General features: G+C 61.5%; 26 protein-coding genes. 3 read left to right on the forward strand and 23 right to left on the reverse strand.

Features of this window, described 5'->3' with window-relative positions; genetic code table 11:
- Positions 1–3 precede the first annotated feature (3 nt).
- The 19 genes from ASE39_RS01430 to ASE39_RS01520 form a co-directional block, all read right to left on the reverse strand.
- Positions 4–789: a pyridoxine 5'-phosphate synthase gene (locus ASE39_RS01430; protein WP_057269962.1), complete on the reverse strand. Its 786-nt coding sequence runs from the start codon at positions 787–789 to the stop codon at positions 4–6.
- Positions 786–1553, reverse strand: coding sequence for a DNA repair protein RecO (recO, locus tag ASE39_RS01435; protein ID WP_010463756.1), 768 nt, complete (start codon positions 1551–1553; stop codon positions 786–788). The genes ASE39_RS01430 and recO overlap by 4 nt, the downstream gene beginning before the upstream one ends.
- 105 nt (positions 1554–1658) lie before the next feature.
- Complete coding sequence (gene era / locus ASE39_RS01440) at positions 1659–2663, reverse strand: GTPase Era (RefSeq protein ID WP_010463755.1); 1005 nt, start codon at positions 2661–2663, stop codon at positions 1659–1661.
- The gene (gene rnc / locus ASE39_RS01445) at positions 2660–3343 is read right to left on the reverse strand and encodes a ribonuclease III (RefSeq protein ID WP_057269963.1); all 684 of its coding nucleotides are present in this window, start codon (positions 3341–3343) and stop codon (positions 2660–2662) included. Before rnc ends, era begins: the two co-directional genes overlap by 4 nt.
- The gene (locus ASE39_RS01450) at positions 3343–3711 is read right to left on the reverse strand and encodes a DUF4845 domain-containing protein (protein ID WP_057269964.1); all 369 of its coding nucleotides are present in this window, start codon (positions 3709–3711) and stop codon (positions 3343–3345) included. The genes rnc and ASE39_RS01450 overlap by 1 nt, the downstream gene beginning before the upstream one ends.
- Positions 3712–3748: 37 nt before the next feature.
- On the reverse strand, positions 3749–4726 hold the full coding sequence (lepB, locus tag ASE39_RS01455; protein ID WP_057269965.1) for a signal peptidase I: 978 nt from the start codon (positions 4724–4726) through the stop codon (positions 3749–3751).
- On the reverse strand, positions 4726–6534 hold the full coding sequence (lepA, locus tag ASE39_RS01460) for a translation elongation factor 4 (RefSeq protein ID WP_057226774.1): 1809 nt from the start codon (positions 6532–6534) through the stop codon (positions 4726–4728). The genes lepB and lepA overlap by 1 nt, the downstream gene beginning before the upstream one ends.
- Before the next feature lie 504 nt (positions 6535–7038).
- Positions 7039–8502: a DegQ family serine endoprotease gene (locus ASE39_RS01465; protein WP_057270296.1), complete on the reverse strand. Its 1464-nt coding sequence runs from the start codon at positions 8500–8502 to the stop codon at positions 7039–7041.
- A 175-nt stretch (positions 8503–8677) separates the two neighbouring features.
- Positions 8678–9691 carry a MucB/RseB C-terminal domain-containing protein gene (locus ASE39_RS01470; protein WP_100199497.1) on the reverse strand — a complete coding sequence of 338 codons (1014 nt, stop codon included), beginning with the start codon at positions 9689–9691 and terminating at the stop codon, positions 8678–8680.
- A 102-nt stretch (positions 9692–9793) separates the two neighbouring features.
- Positions 9794–10465: a sigma-E factor negative regulatory protein gene (locus tag ASE39_RS01475; RefSeq protein ID WP_082606866.1), complete on the reverse strand. Its 672-nt coding sequence runs from the start codon at positions 10463–10465 to the stop codon at positions 9794–9796.
- Positions 10466–10474: 9 nt separating this feature from the next.
- The gene (rpoE, locus tag ASE39_RS01480) at positions 10475–11101 is read right to left on the reverse strand and encodes an RNA polymerase sigma factor RpoE (protein ID WP_057226769.1); all 627 of its coding nucleotides are present in this window, start codon (positions 11099–11101) and stop codon (positions 10475–10477) included.
- Positions 11102–11752: 651 nt separating this feature from the next.
- A complete protein-coding gene (fabF, locus tag ASE39_RS01485; RefSeq protein WP_057269966.1) occupies positions 11753–12997 on the reverse strand; it encodes a beta-ketoacyl-ACP synthase II in 1245 nt (414 codons plus the stop codon).
- A 48-nt stretch (positions 12998–13045) separates the two neighbouring features.
- Positions 13046–13285: an acyl carrier protein gene (acpP, locus tag ASE39_RS01490; RefSeq protein ID WP_003058049.1), complete on the reverse strand. Its 240-nt coding sequence runs from the start codon at positions 13283–13285 to the stop codon at positions 13046–13048.
- Positions 13286–13388: 103 nt separating this feature from the next.
- Complete coding sequence (gene fabG / locus ASE39_RS01495; protein WP_010463736.1) at positions 13389–14135, reverse strand: 3-oxoacyl-ACP reductase FabG; 747 nt, start codon at positions 14133–14135, stop codon at positions 13389–13391.
- Positions 14132–15082 carry an ACP S-malonyltransferase gene (gene fabD, locus ASE39_RS01500; protein WP_010463735.1) on the reverse strand — a complete coding sequence of 317 codons (951 nt, stop codon included), beginning with the start codon at positions 15080–15082 and terminating at the stop codon, positions 14132–14134. The genes fabG and fabD overlap by 4 nt, the downstream gene beginning before the upstream one ends.
- Before the next feature lie 60 nt (positions 15083–15142).
- Positions 15143–16120 carry a beta-ketoacyl-ACP synthase III gene (locus ASE39_RS01505; protein ID WP_057269967.1) on the reverse strand — a complete coding sequence of 326 codons (978 nt, stop codon included), beginning with the start codon at positions 16118–16120 and terminating at the stop codon, positions 15143–15145.
- Complete coding sequence (gene plsX, locus ASE39_RS01510) at positions 16120–17175, reverse strand: phosphate acyltransferase PlsX (RefSeq protein ID WP_057269968.1); 1056 nt, start codon at positions 17173–17175, stop codon at positions 16120–16122. Before plsX ends, ASE39_RS01505 begins: the two co-directional genes overlap by 1 nt.
- Positions 17176–17283: 108 nt before the next feature.
- Entirely contained in the window at positions 17284–17466 is a 183-nt protein-coding gene (gene rpmF / locus ASE39_RS01515) for a 50S ribosomal protein L32 (protein ID WP_005794249.1), read from the reverse strand.
- A gap of 110 nt (positions 17467–17576) precedes the next feature.
- Entirely contained in the window at positions 17577–18125 is a 549-nt protein-coding gene (locus ASE39_RS01520; RefSeq protein ID WP_010463716.1) for a YceD family protein, read from the reverse strand.
- Positions 18126–18150: 25 nt separating this feature from the next.
- Here ASE39_RS01520 and ASE39_RS01525 point away from each other — a divergent pair, with 25 nt between their 5' ends.
- From ASE39_RS01525 to ASE39_RS01535, 3 genes are all read left to right on the forward strand, one after another.
- Positions 18151–18750 (forward strand): Maf family nucleotide pyrophosphatase, encoded by a 600-nt coding sequence (locus ASE39_RS01525; protein WP_057269969.1) that lies wholly within the window; start codon positions 18151–18153, stop codon positions 18748–18750.
- 154 nt (positions 18751–18904) lie between these two features.
- The gene (locus ASE39_RS01530; RefSeq protein WP_057269970.1) at positions 18905–19681 is read left to right on the forward strand and encodes an SAM-dependent methyltransferase; all 777 of its coding nucleotides are present in this window, start codon (positions 18905–18907) and stop codon (positions 19679–19681) included.
- Positions 19682–19683: 2 nt separating this feature from the next.
- A complete protein-coding gene (locus ASE39_RS01535) occupies positions 19684–20862 on the forward strand; it encodes a hypothetical protein (protein WP_242421341.1) in 1179 nt (392 codons plus the stop codon).
- A 141-nt stretch (positions 20863–21003) separates the two neighbouring features.
- On the opposite strand, the gene ASE39_RS01540 is transcribed toward ASE39_RS01535, so the two are convergent.
- The 4 genes from ASE39_RS01540 to ASE39_RS01555 all read right to left on the reverse strand — a co-directional run bounded on the left by ASE39_RS01540 (position 21004) and on the right by ASE39_RS01555 (position 24246).
- A complete protein-coding gene (locus ASE39_RS01540) occupies positions 21004–22050 on the reverse strand; it encodes a S49 family peptidase (protein WP_010463709.1) in 1047 nt (348 codons plus the stop codon).
- Between the two features lie 95 nt (positions 22051–22145).
- Positions 22146–22523 carry a Rieske 2Fe-2S domain-containing protein gene (locus ASE39_RS01545; protein WP_057226752.1) on the reverse strand — a complete coding sequence of 126 codons (378 nt, stop codon included), beginning with the start codon at positions 22521–22523 and terminating at the stop codon, positions 22146–22148.
- A gap of 27 nt (positions 22524–22550) precedes the next feature.
- Complete coding sequence (locus tag ASE39_RS01550; protein ID WP_010463706.1) at positions 22551–23225, reverse strand: HAD-IA family hydrolase; 675 nt, start codon at positions 23223–23225, stop codon at positions 22551–22553.
- Between the two features lie 19 nt (positions 23226–23244).
- Positions 23245–24246, reverse strand: a complete 1002-nt coding sequence (locus ASE39_RS01555) for an RluA family pseudouridine synthase (RefSeq protein WP_057269972.1) — start codon at positions 24244–24246, stop codon at positions 23245–23247.
- Positions 24247–24299: the final 53 nt, after the last annotated feature.

Consider the following 24299-nt stretch of genomic DNA (forward strand, 5'->3'; position numbering starts at 1 on the left):
AAATCAGGAGTTATCTACCTGTGCCGCAAAACCCGACCGGATGCAGCCCAGGTAGGCCAACACCGTGGCGGCGTAGCCCAGTTCCAGTGCGTCGGCAATGAGGGCGTGACCAATCGAGACCTCGAGCACGCCGGGCACCTCGCGCACAAAGGCGGCAAGGTTGTCGCAGTTGAGGTCGTGGCCTGCGTTCACGCCCAGGCCTGCCTCCAGCGCGGCCTGGGCGGCGGCGGCGTAGCGTTTTAGCTCAACCTCCTGCTGCTGCGTGCCCCAGGCGGCGGCATAGGGCTCGGTGTACAGCTCCACCCGGTCGGCGCCCACCGCCTTGGCGGCCGCCATCTGTTCGGGCACTGGGTCCATGAACAGGCTCACGCGCACGCCCAGTGCCTTGCACTCGGCGATCAGCGGCGCCAGGCGCTCGGCATCCTGCGGAAAGCTCCAGCCGTGGTCGCTGGTGAACTGGTCTTCACTGTCGGGCACAAAGGTGGCCTGGTGGGGACGCACCTGGCGGATGAAATCCATCAGGTTCTGCGACGGGTTGCCCTCGATGTTGTATTCGCGGTCGGGCCAGGCCTTCATCAGCGTTGCCAGCTCGAACACATCCTGGCTGCGGATGTGCCGCTCGTCGGGCCGGGGGTGCACGGTGATGCCCTGCGCGCCGGCCTGCAGGCACAGCTCGGCCGCGCGGGCAACGCTGGGAATGCCCAGATGGCGCGTGTTGCGCAACAAGGCGACCTTGTTGACATTGACCGAGAGGGCCGTGGCGTGGGATGTGCGTGAGGTCGGGTTCATAGGGCCTGCAGATCGATCATGAGCTGGCGGGTGCGCAGCGTCGGGCTGCCGCAATGGTATTGCAGCACGGCGCGCAACTGGGGTTTGAGTTCGGTGGCCACGGGTGCACAGGCCCGCAAGGTGGCGGTGTAGCTGGCGGTTTCGTCGTCCAGCGCATGCTGCAGGGCTTGCCACTGGCTGCCCAGCAAACCCGCACGGTCGGTGGAAGATGCCGTGCGCAGCCCGCCCTCGGGCACCAGGGCATAACGGGTACCCGCATGGAGCGGCGCGAGGGTCATGGTCTGCACATCCAGGCTGGGCAGCAAGCCGATCTCGCGCAGCAGCAGGAGTTCGAAGCTGCGCAGCACAGGCTCCAACGCATCGCCGTGTTCGCTGGCCAGCACGCGCACCACACCGGCATAGGCGTCGAACAGGGCCGCGTGTGGATCGGCGCGCGCCAGCAGGCGCAGCAGTAGCTCGTTGAGGTACATGCCCGACAGCAGGGCATCGCCGGTGGGCATCACATGGCCGCCGACCCACTCCGCACCTTTGAGGGTGTGGATGTCCGCGCTGCCGTCGCCCGCCAGGCTGTAGGTGAGCAACAGTGGCTGCAGCGGCAACAACACGGGGCGGAAGTTGGAGGTAGGCTTCTTGGCGCCCTTGGCCACCAGCGCCACCCGGCCCTGGCGTCGGCAGAAGACTTCCAGGATCAGGCTGGACTCGCTCCAGTCGTAGCTGTGCAGCACGAAGGCGGGTTCATCAGAAATGCGCTTGGCAGCAGCCACAGTGGATCAGCAGTGGGGTTCAGTGTCGGTCAGGCCGGAAAACACGGAGGCTGTGGCAGGGCGATGGCCCCGCCGGATGGGCTGGCGCCCACCACGCGCCCGGACTTACTCGTAGCCAAACGAGCGTACACGGGCCTCGTCGTCCGCCCAGCCGGACCGCACCTTGACCCACAACTCCAGGAAAACTTTGGCGTCCATGAGTTTTTCCAGCTCTTGCCGCGCTTCGGTGCCGATGCGCTTCAAGCGCTCGCCTTTGTCGCCAATCACCATCATCTTGTGGTTGTCGCGCTCGACCACGATGGTGGCTGCGATCTTCACCAGGCGTTTGTGCTGCTTGCTGGCTTCTTCCTCAAACTTGTCGATCACCACAGTCGAGGTGTAAGGCAGTTCGTCGCCCGTGAAGCGGAACAGCTTTTCGCGCACCGTCTCCGAGGCCAGGAACTTCTCGCTGCGGTCCGTCAGCTCGTCTTCGCCGTACCACCAGCCTTGCTCGGGCAGGTACTTGGCGCAGATGCCAAAAAGGCGCTCGATGTCGCCCTTGTTCTTGGCCGACATGGGCACGAACTCGGCAAACGGATGGCGCTCCTGCATGCTCTTGAGCCAGGGGGCCAGCTCCGCACGGCGGTGCACCATGTCGAGCTTGTTGGCCAGCAGCAGCGTGGGAATGCCGGGTTTGAACAGCGAGAGCACCTTGGCATCGGCCAGCGTGAAGTTGCCCGCCTCGACCACGAAGAGGATCAGGTCCACGTCGCCAATGGCTCCCATCACGGTCTTGTTGAGTGACTTGTTGAGCGCCGTGGCGTGGCGCGTCTGAAAACCTGGCGTGTCCACGAAGATGAACTGCGTCTGTTCGCGCGTGCGGATGCCAGTGATGCGGTGCCGCGTGGTCTGCGCCTTGCGCGAGGTGATGCTGATCTTCTGCCCCACCAGGGCATTGAGCAGCGTGGACTTTCCCACGTTGGGCTTGCCCACGATGGCGATCACGCCACAGCGTTGGCCTGGCACGGCGGCAGGGGAGCCTGCTGCCGCCAGCATGGCTTCGAGGTCATTTTGCACTCCAGCGCTTTCTTGGCCTTCGTCACCCGCTACATCTTTGGTAGCATCATTCATAATTTCTTTGCTTTCAATGTGACCAGCATGGCGGCTGCAGCTGCCTGTTCGCCCGCCCGACGGGAGCCACCGATACCGCGTTCGGTGAGGCCCAGTTCGGGAATATCGCACTCGACGTCGAAGGTCTGGCGGTGCGCCGCGCCCACTATGGCGACGACCTTGTACTGCGGCAGCTTCATTTTGCGGCCCTGGAGCAACTCCTGCAATGCGGTCTTGGCGTCCTTGGACGCGGCCTGCATCTGAGGATTGATCTCCACCCCCTGAAAAAGGCGGTGCACCAACGCTTCGGCACTCGTGTACCCGGCATCCAGGTACACCGCGCCAATCAACGCCTCCAGTGCATCGGCCAGGATGGACGGGCGCTGCTGGCCGCCCGATTTGGACTCCCCCTCCCCCAAACGCAGCACCTCGGAAATCTTGAGGCCCAGAGCCAGCTGGTGCAGGGTGTCCTGCTTGACGAGGTTGGCACGCACGCGGGACAAATCGCCTTCCGGCAATGCCGACAACTGCCGATAGAGCAGGCTCGCGACCGCCAGATTCAAAACGGAATCACCCAGAAACTCCAGCCGCTCGTTGTGGTCGGCCGAAAAACTGCGGTGCGTGGTGGCGCGCTGGAGAAGTGACGGATCGGAAAAAACATGCTGCAGGCGAGCCTGCAGCGCTTGAAGGCCGGGGTGCACTAGTTGGTCTGTCCTTCAAAGCGATATACAAGATATGCCGGGCCTGCCAGCGCAATCTCGCGGGAATACTTATAGGAAACCACGATCTTGTTGTCACCACGCTTGGCAATTTCCAGGTCCTTGCCCTGGATAGAGCTAATGTTGTCAATCGCTCCGGCACGATCAAAAATAGCTCGAACCTCCGGGACCGTGGAGGCTTCCTTGGCGGCTTTGTTCGCAGCCTTGCTGATCGCCTGGTACTCCAGAAAAATCGGGACAGACTGCCCACCAATAGCAAATGCGGCCACTGCGATTACCCCAATGAACACCACGCCAATAAAAGACAAACCGCGTTGGCGAAGTGGACTGGTAGAGCGATTGATATGCATGTATTTCCCCTCAGTGTTCTAAAAACCTGTGCATCCATCAATGGAATGACCCAATCCGCTTGAGATTGCTGAAATTCATCCAGACGAAAAAGGCCTTCCCGACGATGTTGCCCTCTGGAACAAATCCCCAGTAGCGTGAATCGAGCGAGTTGTCCCGGTTGTCACCCATCATGAAGTAGTGGCCCTCAGGCACCTTGCACACGACACCCTCAACACTGTAGCGGCAGTTCTTGCGATAGGCAAAATTGCTGGCACCCTGCACAAAGGCTGGCACATCTGGGTTGTTCAGCAAGCGGTGGGGCTGGGCGCCCAATTGCTCTTCAAACTGCTTGAAATAGCGCATCGAATCTTCTTCAAAGAAGTCCGGCAGGGCCTTGGTATCAACGGCCTGGCCGTTCACCGTGAGGCGCTTGTTGATGTACGCGACCTCGTCACCAGGCACCCCCACCACCCGCTTGATGTAGTCGAGGCTCGGCTGGGGTGGGTAGCGGAACACCAGGACATCCCCGCGCGCAGGTTTGGTGCCTTCTGTGATCTTGGTGTGGATGACCGGCAGGCGGACTCCGTAGGTGAATTTGTTCACCAAGATCAGGTCACCCACCAGCAGTGTGGGAATCATGGAGCCCGATGGAATCTTGAAGGGTTCAAAAAGAAAGGATCGCAGCAGGAACACTGCGACGATGACTGGGAAAAGCCCGGCCGTCCAGTCCAGCCACCAGGGCTGCATGAGCAGCCGCCCCTTGGCCTCCTGCACGTCCACATCGACCTTCTGGATGCCCATGCGGTCCAACTCCGCACGGCGCTCAATGGCGGCATCTTCAATGGCCTGGGCCGCCCGACGGCGCTGCGGCAGAAAGTAAAACCGCTCGGCCAGCCAGTACGCCCCGGTCACCACCGTGGCCAGGAACAAGAGCAAGGCGAAATTGCCCTCGACGGCACCAAAATACCAGGCGCCGATATAGCCACCAAATGCGGCCAGCACCAGGGACGTGAGAATCTGCATGAACTGAAGCATCAATCTTCCACCTGCAAAATGGCCAGAAATGCCTCTTGGGGCACTTCAACCGATCCGATCTGTTTCATGCGTTTTTTGCCTGCTTTCTGCTTCTCAAGAAGCTTGCGTTTGCGGCTCACATCGCCGCCATAACATTTTGCCAGCACGTTCTTGCGCAAAGCCTTGATGGTCTCGCGCGCAATGATGTTGGCACCAATGGCCGCCTGAATGGCCACGTCGTACATCTGGCGGCTGATGATCTCGCGCATCTTGGCGACCACGGCACGGCCACGGTACTGCGATTGTGAGCGGTGCACGATGATGGACAAAGCGTCCACCTTTTCGCCGTTCAGAAGGATGTCCACCTTCACCACGTCGGACGCGCGGTATTCCTTGAACTCGTAGTCCATGGACGCATAGCCGCGCGACACGGACTTGAGCTTGTCGAAAAAGTCGAGCACGATTTCACCCAGCGGCATTTCGTAGGTGAGCATCACCTGGCGACCGTGGTACGCCATGTTCATCTGCACGCCGCGCTTCTGGTTGGCCAGCGTCATCACCGGGCCCACATAGTCCTGGGGCATATACAGATGCACCGTGACGATGGGCTCGCGGATTTCCTCCAGCCGCCCCTGGTCGGGCATCTTGGAGGGGTTCTCGACCATGATCACTTCACCATCGGCCTTGACCACCTGGTAGACCACGCTGGGCGCCGTCGTGATGAGGTCCTGGTCGAACTCGCGCTCCAGACGCTCCTGCACGATCTCCATGTGCAACAGGCCCAGGAAGCCGCAGCGAAAGCCAAAGCCTAGCGCCTGGCTCACTTCGGGCTCGTAGTGCAAAGAGGCGTCATTGAGCTTGAGTTTTTCGAGCGCATCACGCAGCGAGTCGTATTCGCTGGCCTCGGTGGGATACAACCCTGCAAACACCTGGGGCTGAATTTCCTTGAAGCCCGGCAACGCCTCGGCCGCAGGACCTGCGTTGTTGGGCAACTTTTTTTCGAGCGTGATCGTGTCGCCCACCTTGGCTGCCTGCAACTCCTTGATGCCCGCAATGATGTAACCCACCTGCCCTGCGTTGAGTGAATCGCGGGGCTCGTTGGCAGGCGTGAACACCCCAAGGTTGTCCGCGTTGTACACCGCTCCACTGGCCATCATCTTGATGCGCTCGCCCTTGAGCAAGCGACCATCCACCACACGCACCAGCATCACCACGCCCACATAGCTGTCGAACCAGCTGTCGATGATCATCGCGCGCAGTGGGCCGTCGGCCTTGCCGCGCGGCGCGGGCACTTTGGCCACGATGGCTTCGAGGATCTCGTCGATGCCCATGCCGGTCTTGGCAGAACACGGGATGGCGTCGGTGGCATCGATACCGATCACGTCTTCGATCTCGGCCTTGGCGTTGTCGGGATCGGCGTTGGGCAGATCCATCTTGTTCAGCACCGGCACGACCTCGACACCCAGGTCCAGCGCCGTGTAGCAGTTCGCAACGGTCTGAGCTTCAACGCCCTGTGAAGCATCGACCACCAACAACGCGCCCTCGCATGCCGACAACGAGCGACTCACTTCATACGAGAAGTCCACGTGCCCGGGCGTGTCGATTAAATTGAGGTTGTAGACCTGTCCATCTTGCGCCTTGTATTGCAGCGCTGCGGTCTGCGCCTTGATGGTTATCCCACGCTCTTTTTCGATATCCATCGAGTCCAGAACCTGGGCCTCCATATCACGGTCAGCCAGCCCCCCACAGCGCTGAATCAAGCGATCCGCAAGCGTCGACTTGCCATGGTCGATGTGCGCAATGATGGAAAAATTTCTGATGTGGTTCATCAACGGAAAGCGTCAAGTGATTGAATTAAAACGGAGCACACAAGAAAAAAGGGCGCGTCGAATGGCGACGCGCCCTGAACCAACAATCATTGGCAACTGCGATAGTTGGAGCTTCATTGTAGGCAAAAAGCCCGCAGGAAAAAGCCCATCCGAATGCATCCGAGGGGAGTGGCCAGGGTGCAACAGGAAATTTATTAACAACTTATCCACAGTCCGCACAACTACAACGCTGGACAACTTGTGGGTGAGCTGTGGATCAGCTGTGTATTGCGCTGCCACATCCCGCATCGTGAATCAGTGTCCGGCCAATATATGAATTAGCGTTGAACAGGGGGCTCTATTCTATCGAAATCAGTTGATAGACTTTAAAAAAGTTAGCCTCGGCTAACTTTTGCCGTCAACAGAAGGGAAAGTAAAAAAACCAACGCCGAAGCCCACACCAAACATCCACTGCTGAAGTGGGGACATTGGCCGACCCCATCGCCCCACTTGTCACAACGCTCGTCAGCGACCTGGACGGATCAAAGCATATTGAGCCCAGTCACCGCGCCGATACAGCACATTGATGGCTTTGCTCTTGTCAGCCTTGGTCAGTGCAGCCTCAAACTCCTTCACACCGGATACTTCAGTGTTGGCGATCGCAAGGATTACATCCCCTTCGCGCAGGCCGGCCCGCGCAGCGGCTTCCGTGGCAGTCGCCACCAGCACCCCGCCCTTGATCTTGAGTTCCTTCTTCTGGGCGTCCGAAAGCTCCGTCACCGCCAATCCCATCTGTTGTGCAGCGGCTGAAGCCTTGGGTTTCTCTTCACGCTCCGCTGTTTTGGCAGCCGGCTTGTCGGGCTCGATTTCGGCGATGGTGATACCTAGATCCCGCGAGGCGCCACGGCGAAATACGGTCATGGTGCTTTTGCTGCCGGGCTTGGTGTTGCCGACCAGCCGGGGCAGATCCGCAACCTTCTCGATGGACTTGCCATCGAAACGGGTGATGATGTCGCCAGCCTCCACACCCGCCTTATCTGCGGGTGATCCGGCCTCCACCCCGGTCACTAGCGCCCCCTGGGCCTTGCCCAAGCCAATGGACTCTGCAACCTCTTTGGTGACCTGCCCGATCTGCACACCAATACGGCCCCGTGTGACCCGCCCAGATGCGCGCAACTGTTCACTCACGCGGATGGCCTCATCCATGGGAATCGCAAATGAAATACCCATGAAACCGCCAGAGCGCGAATAGATCTGGCTGTTGATCCCCACGACCTCACCGCGCATATTGATGAGCGGGCCTCCCGAGTTCCCCGGGTTGATGGCCACATCGGTCTGGATGAACGGCAGGTAATCCCCGGTATCTCGCTGCTTGGCACTCACGATGCCTGCAGTCACGGTGTTCTCCAGCCCGAAGGGAGATCCGATCGCCATCACCCATTCCCCCACCCGCAAGCGCCCCACATCGCCCACCTTGACGGCAGGCAGGCCCGTGGCCTCGATCTTGACCACAGCCAGATCGGTTCGCTTGTCCGCGCCGATGATCTTGGCCTTGAACTCACGCTTGTCGGTGAGCGTCACAATCACCTCATCCGCCCCGTCCACGACATGCGCATTGGTCATCACAAACCCATCCGCAGTCAGGATGAAGCCTGAGCCCACGCCACGCGGTTGCTCATCGTCTTGCGGCCGCTGGGGACGTTGCTGCCTAGGCGCGTTAGGAATCGGCACGCCAAAACGGCGAAAGAACTCCAGCATCTCCTCGTCCATCCCATTTGCACTTGCACGGCTCGACGCTTTTTCCACCGTCCGGATATTGACCACCGATGGCCCCACCTGGTCCACCAGATCCGTAAAGTCTGGCAGGCCACGAACGGCGGCGGCAGGCTGAGCGATCGCCGCTTGCGGCAAAAGCCCTCCCCCGGCAACCCCAGCAAACATGCACGCAAATGCTACGGAGCGCAGCACATTTCCATCGAACTTCGGCATCATCGACCTTTCGTGATTGGTAGCAAATACAGTCATTAACCGTGTGTAACTGTGAAGAGTGTGCGGCCATTTGGTTCCCGCATCGGAGGGCGCTTTGCATACCCCTGCAACCCTGCGTGCCACCGCGCTGGCGTAGAGGTAGCAACAACCAGCCTTACTCCGGCAGACACCAGAGTCAGCGTGTGCGCTCCAACTGACCTGCAAACAGACGAAGGGTCTGAAGGGGAACCTCCCCCACCGCTGTAAGCCACACATCGGCCAAGATGCGCTGTGCAAGCAGTTGCGTGGCACCCATGTTCGAAATCTGGGGCTGTGCGGGATGGCGCTGGGGATCAAACGGCTCGATGAACAAAGATACCGATGCAAGGCCGTCGGAGTAGAGGCATTGCAGAACGCCCTGAGCATCGTCGTCGACGGACACCGAGCGCCGATGGCAACTCACGGGAACAAAACCCGCAATGGGCTGGCGCAGGGCCCAGCCCTGCGCAGTGGCTGTGGTCTTGACCACGGCCGGAGCCACCACCTTATAGCCTGCCGTCGCGTCCATCAGACGCGAGAGCTGTTCCACGCGTACTGGCGCGTTCAAGTCCAGCTCAGAGAAGGCAGCCTGTTCCAGAACGCGTCCATTTCCGCCCAAGGTCTGCAGCTTCACAACCAGGCCTGTCTCCCGCTCGCTCCATAGCTTGTATCCGAAACGCAGCGAGTCCACAGGCTTGAACCACACTACATCAGCAACGAAACCCGCAACCCGCTCCAGCCCCACGGAACGCGCGGAATAGAACTGGGAAATCGAAGTACCGTCGACAACGGGAACACGCGGAAACAGTCCAGAGGCTTCGCGGCGATCCGAGCGCACCACACGCGCCTGAGGCCAGAAAGTACGCACCTCATCATTGCGCCGGAAAATAGTCCGTGGCGTGCCAGTCAACGCCTCTACGCGCTCCATCTGCAGCGGCCCATCACACGCATGCCAGATGCGCGAACTGGCCATCGCGCCGGAAGCAGCCAAAACCACAAAAGTACCTGCATAAGGGCGCGCACAAGGAGCGTTGTGCATGCGCTCGATCCACTGGACAAGACTTCGCTCTATCGGCGCCGGGGCTATTTCCCCTGCAGAACTAAGCGAACTCTCGACGGGAGGCGCACCCATCGCGACGGAAAGCTCCATCGCGCAAAGCGCTGCCATCATCCAAGGTTTGAACTGGCGGCGCAGCACACCCGACCAACCACCCGCAACCCCTATATTGCCCATCGCAAGATCTCAGCACAAGGTCACATGCGCCACCCAGACTCAACGGCTGGGCGTCTCAAAGGTCGCATTGCGCAAGAAACCTGCAGGCATCTGCAGTGCGGACGTACTGCCAAACTGCTTGTGGGCCGCGAGCAACTCGTCCAGGCGAGGATCCCGAATCATCACCTGCTGCCCACCGTCGGCATCGGCCACCGAGACCACGGGCGCACCGCCAGCGCTCGGAGGCACTTCAGGCGACAGTACCAGCTGAGCGCCACCAGAAGCCCCGGGGACACCACCGCCTGGCAACGTGGCCAAAGAGGTCCAGCCAATGGCGGCAACCGCTGCCAGAGAGGCAAAACCCGCGACCATCTTCCAGCGGAAGACAGACGCATTGGCGGCATTCTCCATCGCAGGGGCGACCACTTCCACTTGCTGCGTCCGGGCTTCCGGCCGTGCAACAGGGCCTTCCTTGGCCAATTCCCCGCGCAACCGGGCCATGAAATCTGGATTGGCAGGCTGCGCCAGATCGGAAGAACGCAACACATCCCCCACCAGATGGTAGAGCTGCCAAGTGGCATGGCCTTCGGCTTGCGCGGCATAGGCCAGGGCTTCTGTCATCTCATCCCCCTGCAATTGACCATCGGCCAAAGCAGACAGCTGCTCACGCCTGCCCATCTCATTCACCACGGAACCGCCTGCCAACCCATCGCTTCGTACAGCCTTGTTCATTTCATTACCTCACCACCGTTTGCCTGACTGGTTTTCAAGCAGGGGACGCACTCTTGCCGAAATGGCTTCACGCGCCCGGAAAATCCGTGACCGCACCGTGCCGATGGGGCAATCCATGGCCGTTGCAATCTCTTCGTAACTGAGTCCTTCGATCTCACGCAACGTTACCGCCTGCCGCAGATCGTCAGGCAATGCCTCCATGGCCGCATTCACGGCCTGGGCAATTTCTCGGGCTGCGAGCACCGTTTCGGGAGTTTCGTCGCTGGTTAGTTCGTGTCCAAGGCGGGAAGTTTCATCGTCGTCATCATTCCCCCGCAACGCATTCTCGGAGATGACCGGATTGCGCTTCATGTCCATCAACGCCTTTTTGGCGGTATTGACAGCGATCCGGTAGAGCCAAGTGTAGAACTGCGCATCCCCCCGGAACTGGTGCAGCGCTCGGTACGCCCGGATGAACGTCTCCTGGGCTATATCCTGAACAATGTCGGTGTCGCGCACCATCCGGCCAATGAGGCGCTCAATGCGGCGCTGGTACTTGATGACCAGCAATTCATAGGCACGCTGGTCGCCCGCTACCGTACGCTCCACCAGTTGGAGATCGCTATCTTCGGAAGGGGAAGGCGGAGTTACAGTCATGGATACTCAAGATTCCCACCCACGGCTGCTGGCCGGGGCGGTTGCGTCAGCGTTGTCAGCGCCCGGTCTGGCGCGCGAATATACCGCACGCCGCAGATCCAGCCAACGCTCGGGCTGTGTGGAACGCTCCAGCCACAACCAGATGCGGCCACGTCCCATTGGACAGGCATGCAGCCACAAATATGACTGCACATCGAGAAGGACTTCAGGGGGGGCAGACAGCGCCATGCCTGCAACACCGGAGCTCGGGGACTCCAGCGTCCAGGCTTGACCATCCCAGCGAAGAACACCAGAGAACTGATAAAACCAGCAATGAAATGTGCTGGCAGCAGCCAGACACCAAAGGATACTGGCCACAACAACGGGCCACGGCGAAGCTGCGCCACCGCTTTGGACGAGCCAAGCGCCGAGCCCTCCTGCACTGGCCAGCAGCAAAGCCACCAACAAGAGCCCCAAAATCCGACTTCGCCGCATGGGATAGAGCACTGCTGGCGGTCGCTTTGACGTCACACCCATGGAGTGACACCCAGCCATGACCGACCACCCCTCAACACAGACCACAGCCTCGTGCCGACACCGCCACGGATTGCATGACTGCGACAAGGCAAGCAGGCCTCGCCATTCCGGGCGGCAGAGCGTCTTGCCAGAAAATCAGACGCGCTTGAAAACCAGCGTCCCGTTGGTGCCGCCAAAACCGAAGTTGTTTTTGACTGCGACGTCGATCTTCATGTCCCGCGCCGTATTGGCGCAGTAATCCAGATCGCACTCGGGATCCTGATGCAACAAATTGATGGTGGGCGGCACCTTTTGCTCATGCAGGGCCAGCACCGTGAAAATGCTCTCAATCCCACCCGCTCCGCCCAGCAGATGGCCGGTCATGGATTTGGTGGAACTCACCACGGTCTTGTAAGCATGGTCGCCCAAGGCCGCCTTGATCGCATTCGTTTCGTTGATGTCACCCAGAGGCGTGGAAGTGCCATGGGCGTTGAGATAGTCGACTTCGTCGGCGTTCATGCCCGCATTGCGCAAGGCGTTGAGCATGGCGCGGCGCGGGCCGTCCATATTGGGCGCCGTCATGTGACCGGCATCAGCACTCATGCCAAAGCCGCACAGTTCCGCATAGATCTTGGCACCCCGGGCTTTTGCGTGCTCATATTCCTCGAGCACCATGACTCCGGCCCCCTCGCCCAGCACAAAACCATCGCGGTCCTTGTCCCAGGGGCGAGATGCGGTCTTGGGGTCATCGTTGCGGGTGGACAGGGCACGCATCGCAGCGAAACCACCGATGCCCAGCGGCGACACCGTGGATTCGGTACCGCCCGCCACCACCACATCCGCATCACCGTATTCGATCATGCGGCCCGCCTCGCCGATGCAATGCAGGCCCGTCGTGCAGGCCGTCACCACAGCAAGGTTGGGCCCCTTGAAGCCAAAACGCATGGACACATGGCCCGCCACCATATTGATGATGGACGCCGGCACAAAGAACGGCGTGATACGCCGGGGGCCACGATTGACCAGCTCCGCGTGCGTATTTTCGATCAGTGGCAAGCCACCAATCCCCGAGCCGATCACGCAGGCTATGCGTGTCGCAAACTCTTCACTGAGCGCTTCACCCGTGGGCAGACCGGCATCTGCTACTGCTTGTGCAGCAGCTGCAATACCGAAATGGATGAAGCTGTCCATCGCGCGCGCATCCTTGGCGCTGATGTACGACTCCAGGTCAAGACCTTTGACCTCCCCCGCAATCTTGCAGGCGAAGTTCGACGCGTCGAACTTGGTGATGAGATCAATGCCGGATCTTCCGGCAAGGAGGTTGGCCCAGGATTCGGCCACCGTGTTGCCCACGGGGCTGACGCATCCCAGGCCGGTCACGACAACGCGACGACGGCTCATGCGTAAAAAACCTTCTGCTGATCGCTTGAGTCAGGCGCAGTGCGCCGCTCAGGCCTTCTGATGGGTGTTGGCGTAGTCGATGGCGTTTTGCACCGTGGTGATCTTCTCGGCGTCTTCATCCGGAATCTCAATGCCGAATTCGTCTTCCAGCGCCATCACCAGTTCCACCGTGTCAAGCGAGTCGGCACCGAGGTCTGCCACGAAGGCTTTTTCATTGGTGACTTGGGACTCTTCCACACCGAGTTGTTCGGCAATGATTTTTTTGACGCGTGCTTCGATATCGCTCATGGTTTCCCTCTGGGGGTTGTGAATGAATCCGCGATTCTAGCCGCTTAAGGAGAAGCCCCTCAGCAGCCCGCCGTCCGGATGAACCGGCGTTATCTTCCATCAACTACATGTACATGCCGCCATTGACATGCAACTCCTGTCCAGTCACGTACCCCGCCTCACGCGAAGCAAGGTAGGCAACGGCATGCGCGATGTCTTGTGGCTTGCCCATGTGCCCCAGCGGGATCTGGGCGTTGAGGGCTTTTTGCTGTTCTTCAGGCAACACGGAGGTCATGTCGGTCTCGATAAAGCCCGGCGCCACGCAGTTCACCGTGATGCTCCGGCTGCCCAATTCGCGTGCAAGGGCACGGGTCATGCCCGCGACGCCCGCCTTCGCCGCAGCATAGTTGGCCTGACCTGGATTACCCGAAGCACCAACCACACTGGTAATGCTGATGATGCGCCCAAACCGCTGCTTCATCATCGGCCGGATCGCAGCGCGGCTGACACGGAAGACCGCCTTGAGATTGGTATCCATGACAGCATCCCAATCGTCATCCTTCATGCGCATGGCCAGGGTGTCGCGGGTGATGCCCGCATTGTTCACCAGCACATGCAGGCCACCCTGCTGCTTGACGATGGCGTCGAGCAGCACTTCAATGGCGGCAGCATCGTTCACATTCAGGTTGGCGCCACGGCAGCCAGGATAGGCCGACAGGGTCTGGCTGATGCGCTCAGCGCCCTCGTCTGTCGTGGCAGTACCCACCACCTGATAACCACGCACAGCCAGTTCCAAAGCGATGGCAGCGCCGATGCCACGCGATGCGCCCGTGACCAGCGCCACTTGCGCCGCAGATATGGATTGCGTCATGCCAACAACTCCCGGGTTTCGGCCAGAGTGGCCGGATCAAACAGCGCAGCACCGACCAGTTCAGGATCGATGCGCTTGGCCAGGCCCGCCAGCACTTTGCCGGGACCGCTTTCAACAATATGGGTAACACCCCGGGCTTTCAGCGCCTGCACACATTCCACCCAACGCACAGGACCAAAGGCCTGCCGGTAAAGGGCATCCCGGATCGCGCCCGCGTCCTGCTGCACAGCCACGTCCACGTTGTTCAGCACAGGAATCTGGGGAGTGGCAAGCGCCACATCCGCCAGCGCCAGGCGCAACTTCTCGGCGGCAGGCTTCATCAGGCTGGAGTGAAAGGGGGCAGACACGGGCAACGGCAACGCGCGCTTGGCACCTGCCGCCTTGAGCAGCTCGCAGGCCTTGTCGACACCCGCCTTGGTACCCGCAATGACGGTCTGGGCGGGATCGTTGAAATTGACAGCCTCAACCACCTCCGCCGTCCCGGCACCGAACGAAGCCACAGCATCGGCACACCCTGCAATGACCTTGGAAGCCTCCATACCCAGAATGGCAGCCATGGCCCCAGTGCCGACCGGCACCGCCTCCTGCATGGCCGCTGCGCGCAGGCGCACCAGCGGCGCCGCCTGCGCCAGCGTCAACACACCCGCTGCGACCAGTGCCGAGTACTCGCCCAGCGAATGCCCTGCAACCGCCACCGGGGTAGCACCACCATCGGCGCGCCAGACACGCCATGCAGCCACACCGGCCACCAGCATCACCGGCTGGGTGTTGGTGGTCAGCGCCAACGCCTCTTTGGGGCCTTCCTTGATCAGCAGGCCAATATCTTCACCCAGAGCCTCCGATGCTTCCTGCACGGTCTGGGCCACCACCGGATGATCACCCCACCCATCGAGCATGCCCACCGATTGCGAACCTTGTCCCGGAAAGACAAATGCAAAAGACTTCATGAAAAATCCAGAAATATGATTGAAATTGAGGCCTAGCGCTTATCCATCAAGCGCAAACAGCTATAACTTCAGGAGCACCGCACCCCAGGTGAAGCCCCCCCCCACGCCTTCGAGCAGCAGGGTCTCGCCCTTTTTGACCTGGCCGGTGCGCACTGCATGGTCCAGCGCGAGAGGGATGGAGGCTGCGGACGTGTTGCCGTGCTGGTCCACCGTGACCACGACCTTGTCCATGGACAGCTTGAGCTTGCGGGCCGTGCCTTGCATGATGCGGATATTGGCCTGGTGCGGGATCAACCAGTCGATGTCAGCCTCGGTCAGCCCCGCTTTGGCCAGCACCGCGTGGGCAGCCCTTTCCAACACCCCCACCGCCAGCTTGAAGACGGCTTGCCCGTCCATCTTGAGGACAGGGTCACCCAGCACCTTGCCGCCCGCCACATTGCCAGGCACACACAGGATGCCCACATGTTTTCCGTCGGCATGGAGATCGCTGGACAGGATGCCAGGCGTCTCAGACGCCTCCAGCACCACAGCCCCCGCCCCATCGCCAAACAGCACGCAGGTGGTGCGGTCGTTGAAATCCAGAATACGGCTGAAAACCTCCGACCCAATGACCAGTGCGCGGTTGGCGGCACCCGTCTGGATCATGGCATCCGCCACGGACAAGGCATAGACAAAACCGCTGCACACTGCCTGCACATCAAACGCCGGACAACCGTTGGCTCCCAGCTTGTTCTGCAATATGCAGGCAGCCGAAGGAAACACCATGTCCGGGGTGGACGTAGCCACAATGATCAGGTCAATGTCTGTCGGCAAAAGGCCCGCAGCCTGCAAGGCATTGCGTGCAGCCTCCAGACCCAGATCGCTGCAAGCGACATCAGGCGCTGCGAAGTGGCGTGCGCGGATGCCAGTGCGCTCGACGATCCACTCGTCCGAGGTTTCGATGCCGCGCTGGCCCAATTCAGCCACCAGATCAGCGTTGGTCAGCCGGCGCGGAGGCAGATAGCTGCCGGTACCGGTAATGCGGGAGTAGCGTCTCATCAATGTGTCATCGTCGCCGCAACGCCAGGCTTGGGTTGGGCATCTGCAGGCACCAGAAGCGGCGCTGCATGCGCAATCCGGGCCCGGACGCGGTCGAGCAGGTTGTTGCGGGCTGCATCATACGCCCGGTTCAAAGCCTGCTCGAACGCCATTGTGTCGGCCGATCCGTGGCTCTTGAACACCAGCCCCCGCAGCCCCAAAAGTGCCGCGCCGTTGTAGCGCCGGTAGTCCATGCGCTTCATCAACGCTTTTAAGACAGGATAAGCGGTGATCGCAGCAATTTTGGTGAAGATATTGCGCGAAAACTCAGTCTTGAGGGCACCAATGATCATCGATGCAACCCCTTCGCTGGCTTTGAGGGCGACATTTCCCACAAATCCGTCACAGACCACGATGTCAACCGTGCCCTTGAAAATGTCGTTGCCCTCGACATTGCCGTAAAAATTCAAATCACCGGAACTAGCGGCCGATCGCAGCAGTTCACCGGCTTTTTTGATAACTTCACTGCCTTTGATGGCTTCTTCACCGATATTCAGCAACCCGACAGTGGGCTCACCCCCGTCCTTGAGGACCGACACCAGGGCAGAACCCATCACAGCGAACTGCAGCAAATGTTCGGCAGAGCAATCCACATTGGCACCCAGGTCGAGCACCGTCGTGGCGCCACCCGCAGCGTTGGGCAGCTGAGTCGCAATGGCGGGTCGGTCAATGCCATCCAGCGTCTTGAGGAGATAGCGCGCAATGGCCATCAGCGCGCCGGTATTGCCCGCCGAAACGGCTGCAGAGGCTGCGCCATCCTTGACCTGCTGGATCGCCACACGCATCGAAGAGTCCTTCTTCTTGCGCAATGCGACCTCGACCGGATCGTCCATAGCGACCACTTCGGAAGCGGGAACCATAGTGGCACGGTCGTGCGAAAACGATTGCAAACTGTCCACCAGGCCGACGAGCAGCAGGCGAGCATCAGGGTGTTTGTCGAGGAACTGGCGGCACGCCGCGAGCGTGACGCGGGGGCCATGGTCGCCCCCCATGCAGTCAACAGCCAGTGTGATCATGGGCGACTTGTCCGACCGGCCACACAGGCCGGAAGATGAAATGCAAGGGTCAAAACAAAGGCCCGCGCTACGATTTCAGTAGCAACGGGCCTTTGGGTGGGGCGAAGGTCAGGCTTCAGATTTGTTCTTCAGCACCTGACGGCCACGGTAGAAGCCATTGGGGCTGATGTGGTGGCGCAGGTGGGTTTCACCGGTGGTGGGTTCCACTGCAATGCCTGGCACATTCAGGGCATTGTGCGAGCGGTGCATGCCGCGCTTGGAGGGAGACTTTTTGTTTTGCTGAACGGCCATGATGGCTCCTGATCTGGAATAGGTTGGTAAAAACGCGATCAGCCCAAAAGACACGATGGGGTTCGCGTGAAGCCCACGATTATAACCCAAATGATTTTTGGGCCGGCCAATCAACCCTTGTCGTCTTTGCGCAGCGCTGCCAACGCTGCAAACGGATTGGGCTTTTCGTCATTGGCTTCCTCGAAATCGTCGTCCGAAGAAGCCAGCGGCACCGAGGTAGGGCACTCGTCGTGTTTGGGCACCACAGGCAATGCCATCAGCAACTCGTCCTCGATGAGTTCATGAAGGTCAAACTCGCGGCTCATGGCAAGCAGGTCTTCCTCGCTCTCGTCGTCCAGCGCCTCGGCAGTGGCCTCGTCGGCCACGAAGCGGAACTCCCGATCAACCTCCAGCGGCACATCCACAGGAGTCATGCAACGCTGGCATTCCATGGGAAAGCTCGCCTGCACCTTGATATGCAGCCACACCTGGCCCATTCCGCCCAACGCAGTACGCACTTCACCGAGAGCTTCCCAATCCACCATCAAATCTGGGTGCAGGCCCTTGGCCTCCTGGGCCAACCGTTCGTACTTCAAAAGTGAATCGTGGCCCGCCAGCCGACCACCCGCCTGTGCAAAGGCTTTCACGTCGAGGCGCTGTGCGGAGAATTCCTTGGTCATGGCGGCAGTGTAAGAGAATCGGCGCATGCATCAATCCCCTCCCCTGCAACGCCCTCTGGTATTGGGCTCCACCTCGCGCTATCGGCGCGAGTTGCTTCAGCGGTTGAACCTGCCTTTTGACGTCGCGGCCCCGAATGTGGATGAGACCCCACTGCCCGGCGAAGCCCCTCGTGCTCTGGCCTTGCGCCTGGCGCTGGCCAAGGCGCGCGCCGTGGCACAGCTGCACCCCGAGGCGGTGGTGATCGGCTCCGACCAGGTGGCAGACCTCGCTGGCGAGCCGTTGGGAAAACCAGGCCTTCATGAACGCGCAGTGGAGCAGCTGCGCCAGATGCGCGGACAAACGGTGATTTTCCAAACCGCCCTGGCCGTGGTGTGCACGGCAACAGGCTTCGAGCAGGTCGACCTGGCCCCTGTGGAGGTCAAATTCCGCGACCTGTCCGACGCGGAAATCGAGCGCTATCTGCGCGCCGAGCAACCCTATGACTGCGCCGGCAGCGCCAAGAGCGAAGGCCTGGGCATTGCGCTGCTGGACGCCATCCACAGCGACGACCCCACCTCGCTCATTGGACTGCCTCTGATCCGCACTTGCCGCATGCTGCGCGCTGCAGGGCTGGTGCTGCCATGATGAGACACCCCCTGAGTCGCTTTGCGCCGACCCCCACTCCTTGGGGAGGGGGACGCACCCAGGGGCCTGGCAAAGCCAGTTCCACGGGTGCACTTTCCTGGGCCATAACAGTTTCCTGGGCTGCAGATACCGGGCAGCACAATGGAGACCGACGATGAACGCCAAAACCGGAACGCTGTTCCTCGTGCCCGCGCCGCTCGATTTTGGCTGCGACACCCAGGTCCCGCTTCAGGATGCGCTGCCCACCAGCACCCTGCAGGCCGCCGCGCAGCTCACCCACTGGGTGTGCGAGAACGCCAAAAGCACCCGCGCCTACCTCAAGCGCGTGGACGCCCTCTACCCCTTGGCCGCGCCCCTGCAGCAGCAGCAGATCACGGAACTGCCCCGCGAAGTTCACAAAAAAGGCGACCACGGCGACAAGGGCTCGGCCCAATTGGATGCGCGCCCGCTGCTCGCCGCAGCCCTGGCGGGGCACAACATGGGGCTGGTCAGCGAGGCGGGCATGCCTGCCGTGGCCGATCCCGGTTCGTCCGTGGTGCGCGCGGCACACGATCTCGATATCCCCGTTGTCCCCCTGGTGGGCCCGGTGTCGCTGCTGCTGGCGCTGGCGGCCAGCGGATTGAACGGGCAGAACTTCGCGTTTGTTGGCTACCTGCCCCAGGACAGCCAGGAACGCATCCAGCGCATCAAGGAGCTGGAAGGCCTGGCCCTCAAGACGGGGCAGACGCAGCTTTTCATCGAAACCCCGTACCGCAACGCTGCCCTGTGGCAGGCGCTGGTACAGGCGCTACAGCCCCACACCCGCCTGGCGCTGGCCAGCGGGCTGACATTGCCCGATGCACGCATCCGCAGCCAGCTGGTGCGGCAATGGCGCCAGCAACCGACGCCTCCCGACAACCGCACCCCTGTCGTGTTTGCACTGGGCCGCTGAGCATGAAGTTTTCATTTGCTATATTTCTAATAGCTATCAGCGCTTACGGATCAAGCGCTGAGGCCATTATTCGTTGTGAATTGAATGGCAAGGCCATCAATATTTCCAACGGTGCTGAAACGGCCGGCCAATCCGGACTGGTGCGCTGCCGCGAAGACGACACCGGCCACCTCCAGCGCGAGCAGGAACTGCGCGGCGGCAAGTTCGTAGGCCTGGAGCGCATGTTCGACCGAGAAGGTCGCCTGCAGCGCGAACGCACGGTCAACGAACGCGGCAATAGCCATGGCCGGGTGGCCGAGTTCTGGCCCAACGGCCAGGTGCGGCGCGAGGAAACCGCCGACAACGGCCGCACCCAGGGCGCCGTGCGGCGATTTGATGTCACCGGCCGCGTGGAGCGCGTATCGTTCCACGGCGACGGACAAGAGCTGTTCTCTGTGGAGACCAACAGCAAGGGCCAGCCCACGCGCCTGCTCTGCCCGCGCGCCAGCGTGCTGCCCGAAGACCGCAAGCTCTGCGGATTTGACGGCGTCATCGACACCCTGCTCCACGCAGAAAACGGCACCAAAACCGCACAACTGCGCTACGACCAGGGCCGCCTGCTGAGCGCAACCGAATGGACCCCCGAAGGTGTCGTCGCCGCGCAGCAGCTCATGGTGGACGGCCGGCGTGTGCACCGCAGTTTCACCACGGAGGGCGGCAAAAGCGTGCTGCGTGAAGAGCGTGTCTTCAACCCGGATGAACGCACGCTGCGCGATACGCGCGGCCCGCTGCTCAGCGCCAAACGCTACGGCGCATCCGGCCAGCTCATCGAGCAGCGCAGTTTTGCCGACGGCCGCGAGGTGCAGGTCGAGCGCTGGTACCTGAACGGATCGGTGCGTGAACGCAGCACCTGGAGCGGCACCGGCGAACAGGCGCGCATGCAGCGCGAGATGTACCGCGACGATGGCAAGCTGGCGCGGCGCGAGCAGCTCAATGCCGAGCAATGGCCGGTGGGCACCCAGCAAGCCTTTCACGACAACGGGCGGCTGGCCGTGGAAGAACAGTATTCCGCACCCGAGGCCCGGGGGCGCACGCGCCTCACGGCCCGCAAGCAGTGGGACGAGGCGGGCAAGCTCGTGGCAGACGACACCATCCTCGAAGACGGTTCGCGCCAGCGCAAGGCCAGCGGGCTGGACAGCTAAAGAACCGCCCTCTTGCCAGCCCTTGGAGGCCCGGCACGGCCGGCTGCGTCACACCACGCACGCCCAGACGCAAAAATGCCCCGTGTGAAATCTCCACCCGGGGCATTTTTTTGAATGGCCCGCAAGCCAGGGCGGACAGTTTCAGCGCAGCTGAGGTCCAGCCACTGACAGCGACTTCACCGCGCCCACACCGATCGCTGCACCAAAACGCTTGACCAACCGTTCAGCCACGTTGTCGCGGCGGGTGTAGTCGATGATGTCTTCTGCCTTCACCACTTCACGCGCCACGTAGTCCAGGTTGCCCAGCTTGTCAGCCAGGCCCATTTCCACAGCCTGCTGGCCGGTCCAGAACAGGCCGCTGAAAGTATCGGGCGTGGTCTTGAGGCGATCGCCACGGCCTGCCTTCACCACAGCGATGAATTGCTGGTGAATCTGGTCGAGCATGGTCTGCGCATAGGCACGCTGCTTTTCGGTCTGCGGGCTGAACGGGTCCAGAAAGCCCTTGTTCTCGCCCGCCGTCAGCAAGCGGCGCTCCACGCCCAGCTTTTCCATGGTGCCGGTGAAGCCAAATCCGTCCATCAGCACCCCGATGCTGCCCACGATGCTGGCCTTGTCCACGTAGATGTCGTCGGCGGCGGCGGCGATGTAATAGGCGGCCGAGGCGCAGGTTTCTTCGACCACCGCGTAGATCGGCTTGTTGTGCTTGGCCTTCAGACGCACGATCTCGTCGTTGATGATGCCGGCCTGCACCGGGCTGCCGCCGGGTGAGTTGATGAGCAGCACCAGAGCTTGCGAGCCTTCGTCCTCCAACGCGCTGCGCATGGCGGCCACGACGAACTCGGCGCTGGCCTCGGCGCCGCTGGCGATCTCGCCCTTGATATCCACCACCGCCGTGTGCGGAGCACTTTTGCTCGCACTGGGTGATGCCTGGCGCAGGGCCAGGAAAGCAACGGCGGCAATCAGCACCAGCCAGGCCAGGCGGAAGAAAATCTTCCAGCGGCGGGCGCTGCGTTGTTCATTGAGGGCAGAGAAGGCCAGCTTTTCCAGCGTGGCGCGCTCCCAGCCGGGTTCACGCGATGAATCGCTCACAGATGCTCCTGAATTTGTAGCTGCTTGCGCCCACAGGTCGGGCGCGGGATTGCTTTTTGGGTCAAAGCCCGAAGAGCCGGGCTGCTGGGGGTCGGTCATGTCATGCGTCCTGGGTACTGCGCTGGCGGTGTTGCCCGCGCATCGCGCAGGCTGGCACCGGGCGACAGCACATAAGGGTATTTCAACTGGATTTTCTAGAACTCTACGGGCCGCAGGTTGTAAGCAGTATGCCAGTGCACCACACCATCGCTTTCGGACAAGGCAATTTTCACAAGCCCGCCCCGGCAGGGGCCGCCCGCGCACTGGCCGGTGCTGGGCAGGTAGGCCGCCCCATGCGTAGCGCACAGCAGCCACTGGCCGGTGTCGTCAAAAAAACGGCCCGGCTGGTAGTCCATCTCCATGGCCACATGGGTGCAACGGTTGAGATAAGCGTGGGGCACACCCCGGTGCCGGATGGCAAAAGCGCGGCAGGTCTGGCCCGAATAAATCACATCAAACGCAACGGCCAGCCCGCTGTCGACCAACTCGCTGCTGTTGCACAGTGCAATGGCCTGCTCGGGAACGGTTGTCATGGGTTTTCCCCGCTCCGGTGCCGCACTTCAGGCGTGCTGCAGCAGCCAGTCATGCAGTTCACGCACCGAATGGGCCACACCCAGCGGGTTCAGCACCTGGAACGCATCGGGTTCATGGGCGCCGTAGCTCACGCCCACGCTTGCACAGCCCGCGTTGACCGCCATTTGCAGGTCGTGGGTGGTGTCGCCAATCATCAGAAGGCGCTCGGGCGGCACGTCGAACTCGGCCATCAGCTCCTGCAGCATCAGCGGGTGTGGCTTGCCTGCAGTTTGGTCCGCCGTGCGCGAACCGTCGAACACGCCTTTGAGTTGCACCGAGTGCAAAGCCTCGTCCAGCCCGCGCCGGCTTTTGCCCGTGGCCACGGCCAGCAGGTGGCCACGCTCGCGCAGGTCCGTCAGAAGTGGCAGCACACCTTCAAACAGGCTCAGGTCATCCTGGTGCTGGATGTAGTGAAAACGGTAGCGGTTGCCCAGATCGTTGTACTTTTCAGGCGGCACATCCGGGGCCGCATGGGCCAGCGCCTGCGTCAGCGCCATGCCAATCACATACGAAGCCTCTTTGTCCGTAGGTACGGTGCCACCCACGTCGCGCACCGCCGCCTGGATGCAGCGCACGATGATGGCGGTGGAATCAAACAGGGTGCCATCCCAGTCAAAGGCGATGAGATCGAAGCGGCGCGGACGGAAGGTTTTGGCGGGCATGGGGTTCGTTCATGCCTTCTCAGGCAGGGGACACAAAATCGGCCAGCTCGGGCGGCAGCTCGGCATTCAGAGCCACCCGTTCACCCGAGGCGGGGTGGTTGAACTGTAACCGCCAGGCATGCAGGAACATGCGCTTCATCCCCTGCTTTTGCAGGCGCTTGTTCAGCTCAAAGTCACCGTACTTGTCGTCGCCCACGATGGCATGCCCCTGGCTGGCCAGGTGCACGCGGATCTGGTGCGTACGGCCTGTCTTGATCGTCACCTCCAGCAAAGACATCACCGGCAGGCCCTGGGCGGGGCGCGCCGTGACCGTGCTGCGCACCTTGACCAGCGTGATGGAGCGCATGCCGTCCGGATCGTCGGCCGTGGTCACGCGCACGCGGCGCTCGCCATCGGCCTGCAGGTACTTGTGCAGCGGCAGGTCGATGACCTTCTTGTTGGCAGGCCACGCGCCCGTCACGAGCGCCAGGTACGTCTTGCCGGTCTCGCGCTCGCGGAACTGGTCCTGCAGGTGGGTCAGCGCCGAGCGCTTCTTGGCCACCAGCAGGATGCCCGAGGTTTCGCGGTCCAGCCGGTGCACCAGCTCCAGAAACTTCGCCTGCGGGCGCGCCTGGCGCAACTGCTCGATCACCCCAAAACTCACGCCGCTGCCACCATGCACCGCCACACCGGCGGGCTTGTCGATGGCAATCAGGTGGTCGTCTTCGAGCAGGATGGGAAATTCGCGCGCGGGCGCCGGACGCTCGGCTTTTTCGGCCACTTTGTCAGAGATGCGCACGGGCGGCAGACGCACCACGTCCCCCACCTCGACGCGCGTGTCGGCACTCACCCGGCCCTTGTTGATGCGCACCTCGCCGCTGCGGATGATGCGGTAGACATGCGTTTTAGGCACACCCTTCAAGTGGCGTATCAAAAAGTTATCGAGCCGCTGGCCTGCGGAGTCTTCATCGACCTCCACCAGGCGGGCTGCGGGAAGCCCCCCAGGGGCGGCGGGCGGTTTGGCCCCTATAATGTGTTTCACCTGCGCGTTGTTATGTAAGTGGTTGATTTGTCTGGAGTTTAGTCCACACAGCC

Source organism: Acidovorax sp. Root267 (genome assembly GCF_001429215.1).
Lineage (GTDB): Bacteria > Pseudomonadota > Gammaproteobacteria > Burkholderiales > Burkholderiaceae_C > Acidovorax > Acidovorax radicis.